We start from the raw sequence: 13,833 nt of genomic DNA, 5'->3' as shown, positions 1-13,833 counted from the left end.
TGATAAAGAAGTAGTAGTGAATAAATCGATTTAGTGGACCTAAAATAGCAGAACAAGTCAGCAAAACTTGATAAGATTTTTGATAGACCTCTAAACCAAAGTCCGTATAGGATTTAGTGTTAGTTACTTAGATTGCTTTACAATCAAGTAATTAAAAGATTACGACATGAGCCTAACCAAATCGATATTATTTGGTTAGGTGAATTAGTGAAGCGATTAGACAAGTATCTCTAATTACGACGTCATGGCCCTAAATCGATTATATTTAGGGGTCATGACTAGTGAAGCGCCTAGCCAAATCCCTGATAGGATTTGGCGTTAGTTACTTAGATTGCTTTGCAATCAAGTAATTTAAAATATTACGACATGAGCCTAACCAAATCGATATTATTTGGTTAGGTGAATTAGTGAAGCGTTTAGGCAATTCGCCATATAGCGATTGCCGTCAAGAGACTAGGAACTTTAGTTCCAGTCTCTTGTAACGATTTACATCTTCTCTGGTGCTTCTACTCCAAGCAAGCGAAGGGCTTCTTTGAGAACGACTGCGGTTGCGTAGCTGAGGGCTAGACGGCTGTCGCGTTCTGGATTTTCGTCTAGGATACGTGTATGTGCATAGTACTTGTTGAAGGCTTGAGCCAGACTAATTGCAAATTTAGCAATGATAGAAGGTTCAAAGTTATCCGCTGCACGGTTGATAATACGTGGGAAGTCTTGGATGAGTTTGATGATTTCCCAGCTTTCAGCATCATTCAAGCTATAGTTGCCAGCTGTTTCTGGTTTGAAATCCGCTTTGCGTAAGATAGATTGGATACGAGCATAGGCATATTGAACGTAAGGTCCAGTTTCCCCCTCGAAGGATACCATAGCTTCTAGGTCGAAGTCGTATCCATTTGTACGGTCAGTTTTGAGGTCATAGAATTTAATGGCTCCAACCCCAACAGCATGCGCTACTTGATCTTTGTTTTCAAGTTCAGGATTTTTAGCTTCGATTTGGGCTTTGGCACGACTAACAGCCTCTGCAACTGTAGGTTCTAGTAAGATGACATTCCCTTTACGCGTAGAGAGTTTTTTCCCTTCTTTTGTAACCAAACCAAAAGGAACGTGGGTAATGTCGTCACTCCAGTCGTAGCCCATTTCTTTCAAGACAGCTTTGAGCTGTTTAAAGTGGGCAGATTGTTCTTGACCAACAACGTAGATAGATTTAGCAAATTGGTATTCGTTTTTACGGTAAAGGGCTGCAGCCAAGTCACGTGTGATGTAGAGAGTTGCACCATCAGATTTTTTGATAAGGGCTGGATGTTCAATTCCATATTTCTCAAGATTCACAACTTGGGCACCTTCTGATTCAACAAGTAGTCCTTTTTCAGAAAGAATGTCTACAACTGCATCCATCTTATCGTTGTAGAAGGCTTCTCCGTTGTAGCTGTCAAATTCGACTTGCAATTCATTGTAAAGGCGGTTAAATTCCACCAAACTTTCATCACGGAACCATTGCCAAAGAGCGAGAGCTTCCTCGTCGCCATTTTCAAGCTTACGGAACCATTCGCGTGCTTCTTCATCCAAGCTAGGGTCATTTTCAGCTTCAGCGTTGATGCGGACATAGAGTTTAAGAAGTTCATCGATTGGATGAGCTTTTACAGCTTCTTCGTCGCCCCATTTTTTGTAGGCAACAATCAACATCCCAAACTGTTTACCCCAGTCTCCCAAATGGTTGATCTTGACCGTTTGATAACCGATTTTTTGGAAGATATGTGATAAGCTATCTCCGATGACAGTTGAGCGCAGGTGACCAATAGAGAATGGTTTAGCGATATTGGGACTAGACATATCGATAACAACATTTTCTTGTTTACCAATATTTTGATCAGCATAGTGTTCTTTTTCAGTGATAACAGCTTGCAATACTTGAGCAGAAATGGCAGATTTATCAAGGAAAAAATTAACGTAAGGTCCTGTTGCAACAACCTTTTCAAAGGCTTGACTGTTAATCTTTTCAGCCAGGTCAGCCGCAATCATTTGTGGCGCTTTACGTTCGACTTTTGCAAGAGAAAAAGCAGGGAAAGCGATGTCTCCCATTTCTGAATTTTTAGGGGTTTCAAGTAAATTTAAAATAGCCTCTTGGTCCAGGCTATCAATGATGCTAGCCAACTCGCTAGCAATCAATTCTTTTGTATTCATTAAGAGCTCCTTTTTGGACTTTTCTACTATTTTATCACAATTTTAAAGAAAGAAGAAAAAATTTTTGAAATCTCCTATTTTTTTGGTATAATATAGTTATAAAAATAGTTATAAATATTCACATAAGAGGATTTTATGAGAAAAAGAGATCGTCATCAGTTAATAAAAAAAATGATTACTGAGGAGAAATTAAGTACACAAAAAGAAATTCAAGATCGGTTGGAGGCGCACAATGTTTTTGTGACGCAGACAACCCTGTCTCGTGATTTGCGCGAAATCGGCTTGACCAAGGTCAAGAAAAATGATATGGTGTATTATGTACTAGCAAATGAGACAGAAAAGATTGATTTGGTTGAATTTTTGTCTCATCATTTAGAAGGTGTTGCAAGAGCAGAGTTTACCTTGGTGCTTCATACAAAATTGGGAGAAGCCTCTGTTTTGGCAAATATTGTAGATGCAAACAAGGATGAATGGATTTTAGGAACAGTTGCTGGTGCCAATACCTTATTGGTTATTTGTCGAGACCAGCACGTTGCCAAACTCATGGAAGATCGTTTGCTAGATTTGATGAAAGATAAGTAAGGTCTTGGGAGTTGCTCTCAAGACTTATTTTTGACAAGGAGAGACGGAAAATGGCGACAGAAAAGTTATCACCCGGCATGCAACAGTATGTGGATATTAAAAAGCAATATCCAGATGCTTTTTTGCTCTTTCGGATGGGTGATTTTTATGAATTATTTTATGAGGATGCGGTCAATGCTGCGCAGATTCTGGAAATTTCCTTAACAAGTCGTAACAAGAATGCGGACAATCCGATTCCTATGGCGGGTGTTCCCTATCATTCTGTCCAGCAGTATATCGATGTCTTGATTGAGCAAGGCTATAAGGTAGCCATTGCAGAGCAGACGGAAGATCCTAAGCAAGCTGTTGGGGTTGTTAAACGAGAGGTTGTTCAGGTCATTACGCCAGGGACAGTGGTTGATAGCAGTAAGCCAGACAGTCAGAACAACTTCTTGGTTGCTATAGATCGTGATGGCAATCAATTTGGTCTAGCTTATATGGACCTGGTGACTGGTGACTTTTATGTGACAGGTCTTTTGGATTTCACACTGGTTTGTGGGGAAATCCGTAACCTCAAGGCTCGAGAAGTGGTGTTGGGTTATGACTTGTCTGAGGAAGAAGAACAAATCCTCAGTCGCCAGATGAATCTGGTGCTTTCCTATGAAAAAGAAGGCTTTGAAGACCTTCATTTACTGGATTCACGATTGGCAACTGTGGAGCAAGCAGCCTCTAGTAAGCTGCTCCAGTATGTTCATCGGACTCAGATGAGGGAATTGAACCACCTCAAGCCTGTTATCCGCTATGAAATCAAAGATTTCTTGCAGATGGATTATGCGACCAAGGCTAGTCTGGATTTGGTTGAGAATGCCCGTTCAGGCAAGAAGCAAGGTAGTCTTTTCTGGCTTTTGGATGAAACCAAAACGGCTATGGGAATGCGGCTCTTGCGTTCTTGGATTCATCGCCCCTTGATTGATAAGGAGCGAATCGTCCAACGTCAAGAGGTGGTGCAGGTCTTTCTCGACCATTTCTTTGAGCGCAGTGATTTGACAGATAGTCTCAAGGGTGTTTATGATATCGAACGCTTGGCTAGTCGGGTTTCTTTTGGCAAAACCAATCCCAAGGATCTCTTGCAGTTGGCGGCCACCTTATCTAGTGTGCCACGGATTCGTACGATTTTAGAAGGGATGGAGCAGCCTGCTTTGGTCTATCTCATAGCACAGTTAGATGCCATTCCTGAGTTGGAGAGCTTGATTAGTGCGGCCATTGCTCCTGAAGCTCCTCATGTGATTACAGATGGGGGTATTATCCGGACTGGATTTGATGAGACTTTAGACAAGTACCGTCGCGTTCTCAGAGAAGGGACTAGCTGGATTGCTGAGATTGAGGCTAAGGAGCGAGAAAATTCTGGTATCAGCACGCTTAAGATTGACTACAATAAAAAGGATGGCTACTATTTCCATGTGACCAATTCGCAACTGGGAAATGTGCCCGCTCACTTTTTCCGCAAGGCGACGCTGAAAAACTCGGAACGCTTTGGAACCGAAGAATTAGCCCGTATCGAGGGAGATATGCTTGAGGCGCGTGAGAAGTCAGCTAATCTAGAGTACGAAATCTTTATGCGTATTCGTGAAGAGGTCAGCAAGTATATCCAGCGTTTGCAGGTTCTAGCCCAAGGAATTGCGACCGTTGATGTCTTGCAAAGTCTGGCGGTTGTAGCTGAAACCCAGCATTTGATTCGGCCAGAGTTCGGAGAGGGTTCGCGAATTGATATCCAGAAAGGGCGCCATGCTGTCGTTGAAAAGGTCATGGGGGCTCAGACCTATATTCCCAATACGATTCAGATGGCAGAAGATACCAGTATTCAACTGATTACAGGGCCCAACATGAGTGGGAAGTCAACCTACATGCGTCAATTAGCCATGACGGCGGTTATGGCTCAGTTGGGTTCTTATGTGCCAGCAGAAAGTGCCCATTTGCCAATTTTTGATGCAATCTTTACCCGTATCGGAGCAGCCGATGATTTGGTTTCAGGTCAATCAACCTTTATGGTGGAGATGATGGAGGCTAACAATGCCATTTCGCATGCGACTAAGAATTCTTTGATTCTCTTCGATGAGTTAGGTCGTGGAACTGCAACTTATGACGGTATGGCTCTTGCTCAGTCCATCATCGAATACATCCATGAGCATATCGGAGCCAAGACCCTCTTTGCGACCCACTACCATGAGTTGACTAGTCTGGATTCTAGTTTACAACATTTGGTCAATGTCCACGTGTCAACTTTGGAGCAGGATGGGCAGGTCACCTTCCTTCACAAGATTGAACCAGGTCCAGCTGATAAATCCTACGGTATCCATGTTGCCAAGATTGCTGGTTTGCCAGCAGACCTTTTAGCAAGGGCGGATAAGATTTTGACTCAGCTAGAGAGTCAAGGAACAGAAAGTCCTGCTCCCATGAGACAAACGAGTGCTGTCACAGAACAGATTTCACTATTTGATACGGCGGAAGAGCATCCTATCCTAGCAGAATTGTCTAAGCTGGATGTTTACAATATGACACCTATGCAGGCTATGAATGTCTTAGTAGAGTTAAAACAGAAACTATAAAACTAAGACCCACTAGTTAATCTAGCTGTATCAAGGAGACTTCTTTGACAAGTTTCCACTTTTTTGCTAGAATAACATCACACAAACAGAATGAGAAGGAGCTGACGCATTGTCGCTCCCTTTTGTCTATTTTTTAAGGAGAAAGTATGCTGATTCAGAAAATAAAAACCTACAAGTGGCAGGCCTTGGCTTCGCTCCTGATGACAGGCTTGATGGTCGCTAGTTCACTTCTGCAACCGCGTTATCTGCAGGAAGTGTTAGACGCCCTCCTTGCAGGTAAATATGAAGCTATTTATAGTATCGGGGCTTGGTTGATTGGTGTGGCCTTGGTCGGTCTAGTTGCTGGTGGGCTCAATGTTGTCCTCGCAGCCTATATTGCCCAAGGAGTTTCATCTGACCTTCGAGAGGATGCCTTCCGTAAAATCCAAACCTTTTCTTATGCTAATATTGAACAATTTAATGCGGGAAATCTAGTTGTTCGTATGACAAACGATATCAACCAAATTCAGAACGTCGTCATGATGACCTTCCAAATTCTTTTCAGACTTCCCCTCTTGTTCATCGGTTCGTTTATCCTAGCGGTTCAAACCTTACCTTCTCTGTGGTGGGTGATTGTTCTCATGGTTATCTTGATTTTTGCCTTGACTGCTGTCATGATGGGGATGATGGGGCCTCGTTTTGCCAAGTTTCAAACCCTTCTTGAGCGCATCAATGCCATTGCCAAGGAAAATCTGCGTGGCGTTCGCGTGGTCAAGTCCTTTGTCCAAGAAAAAGAGCAGTTTGCTAAGTTTACGGAGGTTTCAGACGAGCTTCTTGGTCAAAACCTTTACATCGGTTATGCCTTTTCAGTAGTGGAACCCTTTATGATGTTGGTCGGCTACGGGGCGGTCTTCCTCTCTATTTGGCTAGTTGCAGGGATGGTTCAGTCGGATCCGTCAGTTGTTGGTTCCATTGCTTCCTTTGTCAATTACCTAAGCCAGATTATCTTTACCATTGTTATGGTTGGATTTTTGGGAAATTCTGTCAGTCGTGCTATGATTTCTATGCGTCGTATTCGAGAAATTCTTGACGCAGAGCCAGCCATGACCTTCAAGGATGTTCCAGATGAAGAGTTGGTCGGAAGTCTTAGCTTTGAAAATGTGACCTTTACCTATCCAATGGACAAGGAACCGATGCTGAAAGATGTGACCTTTACTATTGAACCTGGACAAATGGTTGGTGTCGTTGGAGCGACTGGCGCAGGAAAATCAACCTTGGCTCAATTGATTCCACGTCTCTTTGACCCGCAGGAAGGGGCCATCAAAATTGGAGGCAAGGATATTCGAGAAGTGAGTGAAGGAACCCTGCGTAAAGCTGTCTCTATCGTTCTCCAACGTGCCATTCTCTTTAGTGGAACGATTGCAGATAACTTGAGACAGGGTAAAGGAGATGCTACTCTATTTGAAATGGAACGTGCAGCTAATATTGCTCAGGCTAGTGAATTCATTCATCGTATGGAGAAAACCTTTGAAAGTCCAGTTGAGGAACGGGGAACCAATTTCTCAGGTGGGCAAAAGCAAAGGATGTCGATTGCGCGTGGGATTGTCAGCAATCCACGTATCCTGATTTTTGACGATTCGACCTCAGCCTTGGATGCCAAGTCAGAGCGCCTGGTGCAAGAAGCCTTGAATAAGGACTTGAAGGGGACGACAACCATTATCATCGCGCAAAAGATTAGCTCGGTTGTCCATGCAGATAAAATCTTGGTTCTAGATCAAGGACGATTGATTGGTCAAGGTACGCATGCAGACTTGGTTGCCAACAATGCTGTTTACCGTGAGATCTATGAAACACAGAAAGGAAAGGAGGAGTAAGATGAAGACAGTTCAATTTTTTTGGAATTATTTTAAAGTTTATAAGTTATCATTTGTAGTTGTCATTCTGATGATTGTTCTGGCGACTCTTGCTCAAGCTCTCTTTCCGGTCTTTTCTGGACAAGCAGTGACGCAGTTAGCTAATTTAGTTCAAGCTTATCAAAATGGCAATCCAGAACTTGTTTGGCAAAGCCTATCAGGAATCATGGTCAATCTTGGCCTGCTGGTTTTGGTTCTATTTATCTCTAGTGTGATATACATGTGTCTCATGACGCGCGTGATTGCAGAATCGACCAACGAGATGCGCAAAGGCCTCTTCGGTAAGCTTGCTCGCTTGACGGTTTCTTTCTTTGACCGCCGTCAAGATGGCGATATCCTGTCTCGTTTTACCAGTGATTTGGATAATATCCTCCAAGCCTTTAACGAAAGCTTGATTCAGGTCATGAGCAATATTGTTTTATACATTGGTCTGATTCTTGTCATGTTTTCGAGAAATGTGACGCTGGCTCTCATCACTATTGCCAGCACACCAGTGGCCTTTCTTATGTTGATTTTCATCGTAAAAATGGCACGCAAATACACCAACCTCCAGCAGAAAGAGGTAGGGAAACTCAACGCCTATATGGACGAGAGTATTTCAGGCCAAAAAGCCGTGATTGTGCAAGGAATTCAAGAGGATATGATGGCAGGATTTCTTGAACAAAATGAGCGCGTGCGCAAGGCAACCTTTAAAGGAAGAATGTTCTCAGGAATTCTTTTCCCTGTCATGAATGGGATGAGTCTGGTCAACACAGCCATCGTCATCTTTGCTGGTTCAGCTGTACTTTTGAATGATAAGTCTATTGAAACAAGTACAGCCCTAGGTTTGATTGTTATGTTTGCCCAGTTTTCACAGCAGTACTACCAGCCTATTATCCAAGTTGCAGCTAGTTGGGGAAGCCTTCAGTTAGCCTTTACAGGTGCTGAACGGATTCAGGAAATGTTTGACGCAGAGGAAGAAATCCGACCTGAAAACGCCCCGGCCTTCACTCAGTTGCAAGAAGGTGTTGAAATCAGCCACATTGATTTTTCATACTTGCCTGATAAACCTATTTTGAAAGATGTTAGCATTTCTGCCCCTAAAGGCCAGATGACAGCAGTTGTTGGTCCGACAGGTTCAGGAAAAACCACTATTATGAACCTCATCAATCGCTTTTATGATGTTGATGCTGGTGGTATTTATTTTGACGGCAAAGACATCCGTGACTATGATTTAGATAGTCTTAGAAGCAAGGTGGGGATTGTCTTGCAAGATTCGGTCTTGTTTAGCGGAACCATTCGAGACAATATCCGTTTCGGTGTGCCAGAGGCTAGTCAAGAAATGGTTGAGGCAGCAGCCAAGGCAACCCACATTCACGACTATATCGAAAGCTTACCTGATAAATACGATACCCTTATCGATGATGACCAGAGCATCTTCTCAACAGGACAAAAGCAATTGATTTCTATCGCTCGAACCCTGATGACAGATCCAGAAGTTCTCATTCTCGATGAAGCAACTTCAAACGTAGATACGGTGACAGAAAGCAAGATTCAGCATGCCATGGAGGCGGTTGTAGCAGGCAGAACTAGTTTTGTCATTGCTCACCGTTTGAAGACCATCCTCAATGCTGATCAGATTATTGTCCTTAAAGATGGAGAAGTCATTGAACGCGGTAACCACCATGAACTCTTGAAGCTAGGTGGCTTCTATTCAGAACTCTATCACAATCAATTTGTTTTCGAATAAGGAAAAAGTTGTCCTATGGGGCAGCTTTTTCTTGTCCATAAAAAATATTTATCACGACCTTAAAAAAAACATATTAGACGAAAGTCATTTTGAGTGATATGATAGGACTATCGTTAACATTCGAAAGGAGAGACATCATGGCTAGAACGGTTGTAGGAGTTGCTGCAAATCTATGTCCCGTAGACGCAGAAGGCAAAAACATTCATTCATCTGTATCTTGTAGATTCGCAGAGAGCATTCGTCAAGTCGGCGGTCTCCCTCTAGTCATTCCTGTCGGTGATGAGTCAGTCGTGCGCGACTATGTGGAAATGATTGACAAATTGATTTTGACAGGCGGTCAAAATGTCCATCCTCAGTTTTATGGAGAGAAAAAGACCATCGAGAGCGATGATTACAATCTAGTACGTGATGAGTTTGAACTGGCTCTCTTGAAAGAAGCGCTTCGTCAGAATAAACCAATTATGGCAATCTGTCGTGGTGTTCAACTTGTCAATGTTGCCTTTGGCGGAACCCTCAATCAAGAAATTGAAGGTCACTGGCAAGGACTACCTTTCGGAACATCTCATTCTATTGAGACAGTAAAAGGAAGCGTGGTGGCCAAACTATTTGGAAAAGAAAGTCAGGTCAACTCCGTCCATCGTCAAAGCATTAAAGATTTGGCACCTAACTTCCGTGTAACTGCTATTGATCCAAGAGACCAGACCATCGAAGCGATTGAGTCTATCGACGAACACCGCATTATCGGTTTGCAGTGGCATCCAGAGTTTCTGGTCAATGAAGAAGATGGCAATTTAGAATTATTTGAGTATTTATTGAATGAACTGTAACGACTGGAACATCTAGTCGTTCTTTCTTTTATTTTTTCAAAATTTTTGGAATGTGGGATTTTTACGCAAACGTTTGAATTCTGATAAAAATTGGAGAAATTCGACAAAAAACTTGAAAAAAACGAAGGTAAGCGTTATGATAGAAAAGAAGAAATATTGGAGGAATAACATGTCACATATTAAATTTGATTATTCAAAAGTTTTAGACAAATTTGTTGCACCACATGAAGTGGAATACATGCAATCACAAGTAACAGCAGCAGATGAATTGATCCGTAAAGGAACTGGTGCTGGTAGCGACTTCTTGGGATGGTTGGACCTTCCTGAAAACTACGACCGCGAAGAATTTGACCGCATCTTAAAAGCTGCTGAGCAAATCAAGTCAGACAGCGATGTTTTAGTTGTGATCGGTATCGGTGGATCTTACCTTGGTGCGAAAGCAGCAATCGACTTCTTGAACCACCACTTTGCTAACTTGCAAACAAAAGAAGAACGCAAGGCTCCACAAATCCTTTATGCAGGAAACTCAATCTCATCTACTTACCTTGCTGACTTGGTAGAGTATGTTGCAGACAAAGACTTCTCAGTAAACGTGATTTCTAAATCAGGTACAACAACTGAACCAGCTATCGCTTTCCGTGTTTTCAAAGAACTTTTGGTTAAGAAATACGGTCAAGAAGAAGCCAACAAACGTATCTATGCAACGACTGACCGCCAAAAAGGTGCTGTTAAGGTTGAAGCAGACGCTAACGGTTGGGAAACATTTGTTGTTCCAGATGATATCGGTGGACGCTTCTCAGTATTGACAGCTGTTGGTTTGCTTCCAATCGCAGCATCAGGAGCTGACATCAAAGCCCTTATGGAAGGTGCGAATGCAGCTCGCAAAGACTACACTTCAGATAAAATCTCTGAAAACGAAGCTTACCAATACGCAGCAGTTCGTAACATCCTTTACCGTAAAGGCTATGCAACTGAAATCTTGGTAAACTATGAGCCATCACTTCAGTACTTCTCAGAATGGTGGAAACAATTGGCTGGTGAATCAGAAGGAAAAGACCAAAAAGGTATCTACCCAACTTCAGCCAACTTCTCAACTGACTTGCACTCACTTGGTCAATTTATCCAAGAAGGAACTCGTATCATGTTTGAAACAGTTGTCCGTGTTGACAAACCTCGTAAAAACGTGATTATCCCTAGCTTGGAAGAAGACCTTGACGGACTTGGTTACCTTCAAGGAAAAGACGTTGACTTTGTAAACAAAAAAGCGACTGACGGTGTTCTTCTTGCCCACACAGATGGTGATGTACCAAACATGTACGTGACTCTTCCAGAGCAAGATGCTTTCACTCTTGGTTACACAATCTACTTCTTCGAATTGGCTATCGCTCTTTCAGGTTACTTGAATGCTATCAACCCATTTGACCAACCAGGTGTTGAAGCTTACAAACGTAACATGTTTGCCCTTCTTGGAAAACCAGGATTTGAAGAATTGAGCAAAGAACTTAACGCACGTCTATAATAGAAGAAAAGAGTGGCTTGTCCACTCTTTTTACTCTCTTTATCCATAGAAATTGGCCTCAGCCAAGACTTGTGATATAATATAGAGAGCAAAAAGGCAGACGCCTAGATACTTTATAGGAGAAACTATGTCAAAAGATATCCGCGTACGTTACGCACCAAGTCCAACAGGACTACTACACATCGGAAATGCTCGTACAGCATTGTTCAACTACCTTTACGCACGTCATCATGGTGGAACTTTTATTATCCGTATTGAAGATACTGACCGTAAACGTCATGTCGAGGATGGGGAACGTTCACAGCTTGAAAACCTTCGCTGGTTAGGCATGGATTGGGATGAAAGCCCAGAAACACATGAAAACTACCGTCAGTCTGAACGTTTGGACTTGTATCAAAAATACATTGACCAATTGCTAGCTGAAGGAAAGGCCTACAAATCTTATGTTACAGAAGAAGAGTTGGCAGCTGAACGCGAACGCCAAGAAGCAGCTGGCGAAACACCACGCTACATCAACGAATACCTTGGTATGAGTGAAGAAGAAAAAGTAGCTTACATCTCAGAACGTGAAGCAGCAGGGATCATCCCAACTGTTCGTCTGGCTGTCAATGAGTCAGGTATCTATAAATGGCATGATATGGTCAAAGGCGATATCGAATTTGAAGGTGGCAATATCGGTGGTGACTGGGTTATTCAAAAGAAAGACGGTTACCCAACTTACAACTTTGCCGTTGTCATCGATGACCATGATATGCAAATCTCTCACGTTATCCGTGGAGATGACCACATTGCTAATACACCAAAACAGCTCATGGTTTATGAAGCGCTTGGTTGGGAAGCTCCAGAGTTTGGTCACATGACTTTGATTATCAACTCTGAAACTGGGAAAAAATTGTCTAAACGTGACACCAACACTCTTCAGTTTATCGAAGACTACCGTAAAAAAGGGTATTTACCAGAAGCAGTCTTTAACTTTATTGCTCTTCTTGGTTGGAACCCAGGTGGCGAAGATGAGATTTTCTCTCGTGAAGAATTGATTAAACTTTTCGATGAAAACCGCCTGAGCAAGTCTCCAGCAGCCTTTGACCAGAAAAAACTCGACTGGATGAGCAATGATTATATCAAGAATGCAAACCTAGAAACTATCTTTGAAATGGCAAAACCATTCTTAGAGGAAGCAGGCCGATTGACTGACAAGGCTGAAAAATTAGTTGAGCTCTATAAACCACAAATGAAATCAGTAGATGAGATTATCCCATTGACAGATCTCTTCTTCTCAGATTTCCCAGAATTGACAGAAGCAGAGCGTGAAGTTATGGCGGGTGAAACAGTCCTAACAGTTCTTGAAGCCTTCAAAGCAAAACTTGAAGCAATGACAGATGATGAATTTGTGACAGAAAATATCTTCCCGCAAATCAAAGCTGTTCAAAAAGAAACAGGTATTAAAGGGAAAAATCTTTTCATGCCTATTCGTATTGCTGTTTCAGGTGAAATGCATGGACCAGAATTGCCAGATACTATCTTCTTGTTAGGTCGTGAAAAATCAATCCAGCATATCGAAAATATGTTAAAAGAGATCTCTAAATAAGAAGGATGTAATAATGGACATCTGGGAAAAGATGTACGAAGAGGCACAGAAATTGTATAATCCACATGAAGTATCTGATTTTGTTTACGCTAACCATGTTGTGGCCGCAGTAGAAGCAGAAGATGGACAAATATTTACAGGTTTCTGTATGGAGGGAACCTGTGGTGTGTTTCATCTCTGCGCAGAGCGGGCAGCTCTCTTCAATATGTACCAATTTTCAGGACAAACTAAGGTTAAAAAAGTATTAGCCTTTCGAGACAAACCACCTTATGGTGGAAGTTCAGGAATGCCCTGTGGCGCATGCAGAGAGTTCCTCTTAGAGTTGAACGCTGAAAATAAAGATGCAGAATTCATGATGGACTACAATAGAAGAAAGACTGTTAAAGTTGCAGAATTAATGCCCTATTGGTGGGGAGAAGAACGTGCTTCTAAGTTTGATAAGTAATAAAAGAGTCGGTTCAATTCTGGCTCTTTTTACTATAATTTGAAAAACTGTACTTGAAAAGAATTGAAAAATTTGTAAATTCCCAAACTAAGTTCCACCGCTAATCCAAGTGGAAGTTAATCTGATAAAAATCCTAAAAACCAGTGGACATCCGTGTCAGGGTAAGTTCAACTGGTTTTAATCATGCTTGATTTCATAGCTTTTGTAGGCAAAATGAATCGAAAAAAAGAGCGCACAACATCTCCTCATCTGAAAGCGTTTCAGATTAAGTTCCGCTATGGTGGAAGTTACTTTGAGAAGTTGCCTTCATGCAAAAAAGTAAAAAAGTTTAAAAAAGTAGTTGACAAAGTTTAAAAAGTCGGTATAATAGTAAGAGTTGAAAATAACAACTCTGGTCCGTTGGTCAAGGGGTTAAGACACCGCCTTTTCACGGCGGTAACACGGGTTCGAATCCCGTACGGACTATGGTATGTTGCGGTTGGAACACT

Annotated in this window: 9 protein-coding genes and 1 tRNA gene; 9 read left to right on the top strand and 1 reads right to left on the bottom strand. The window is 42.1% G+C overall.

Annotation, left to right across the window (positions count from 1 at the left end; all coding sequences use genetic code 11):
• Nucleotides 1-486: 486 nt before the first annotated feature.
• Nucleotides 487-2,178, bottom strand: coding sequence for an arginine--tRNA ligase (argS, locus tag B7695_RS08590; RefSeq protein ID WP_084891121.1), 1,692 nt, complete (start codon nt 2,176-2,178; stop codon nt 487-489).
• Nucleotides 2,179-2,313: 135 nt separating this feature from the next.
• Between argS and argR the strand changes: the two genes are divergently transcribed.
• The 9 genes from argR (at nt 2,314) to B7695_RS08540 (ending at nt 13,810) form a co-directional block, all read left to right on the top strand.
• Nucleotides 2,314-2,760: an arginine repressor gene (gene argR, locus B7695_RS08585; protein WP_001231476.1), complete on the top strand. Its 447-nt coding sequence runs from the start codon at nt 2,314-2,316 to the stop codon at nt 2,758-2,760.
• Between the two features lie 50 nt (nt 2,761-2,810).
• On the top strand, nt 2,811-5,345 hold the full coding sequence (gene mutS, locus B7695_RS08580) for a DNA mismatch repair protein MutS (RefSeq protein ID WP_084891119.1): 2,535 nt from the start codon (nt 2,811-2,813) through the stop codon (nt 5,343-5,345).
• Between the two features lie 146 nt (nt 5,346-5,491).
• Nucleotides 5,492-7,198 (top strand): multidrug efflux ABC transporter subunit PatA, encoded by a 1,707-nt coding sequence (gene patA, locus B7695_RS08575; RefSeq protein ID WP_084891117.1) that lies wholly within the window; start codon nt 5,492-5,494, stop codon nt 7,196-7,198.
• A gap of 1 nt (nt 7,199) precedes the next feature.
• Complete coding sequence (gene patB / locus B7695_RS08570; RefSeq protein ID WP_084891115.1) at nt 7,200-8,966, top strand: multidrug efflux ABC transporter subunit PatB; 1,767 nt, start codon at nt 7,200-7,202, stop codon at nt 8,964-8,966.
• Nucleotides 8,967-9,103: 137 nt separating this feature from the next.
• Nucleotides 9,104-9,793, top strand: a complete 690-nt coding sequence (locus tag B7695_RS08565) for a gamma-glutamyl-gamma-aminobutyrate hydrolase family protein (RefSeq protein ID WP_084891113.1) — start codon at nt 9,104-9,106, stop codon at nt 9,791-9,793.
• 169 nt (nt 9,794-9,962) lie between these two features.
• A complete protein-coding gene (locus B7695_RS08555) occupies nt 9,963-11,312 on the top strand; it encodes a glucose-6-phosphate isomerase (RefSeq protein WP_000018268.1) in 1,350 nt (449 codons plus the stop codon).
• Between the two features lie 127 nt (nt 11,313-11,439).
• Nucleotides 11,440-12,900, top strand: coding sequence for a glutamate--tRNA ligase (gene gltX / locus B7695_RS08550; protein WP_084891112.1), 1,461 nt, complete (start codon nt 11,440-11,442; stop codon nt 12,898-12,900).
• 13 nt (nt 12,901-12,913) lie between these two features.
• On the top strand, nt 12,914-13,345 hold the full coding sequence (locus B7695_RS08545) for a cytidine deaminase family protein (protein ID WP_084891110.1): 432 nt from the start codon (nt 12,914-12,916) through the stop codon (nt 13,343-13,345).
• A gap of 393 nt (nt 13,346-13,738) precedes the next feature.
• Nucleotides 13,739-13,810: transfer RNA gene (locus tag B7695_RS08540), tRNA-Glu, on the top strand.
• Nucleotides 13,811-13,833: the final 23 nt, after the last annotated feature.

It is taken from the genome of Streptococcus mitis (genome assembly GCF_002096845.1).
Lineage (GTDB): Bacteria > Bacillota > Bacilli > Lactobacillales > Streptococcaceae > Streptococcus > Streptococcus mitis_A.
Note: the sequence above shows the minus strand (reverse complement) of the source record. Positions and strands in the feature narration are given on the sequence as shown.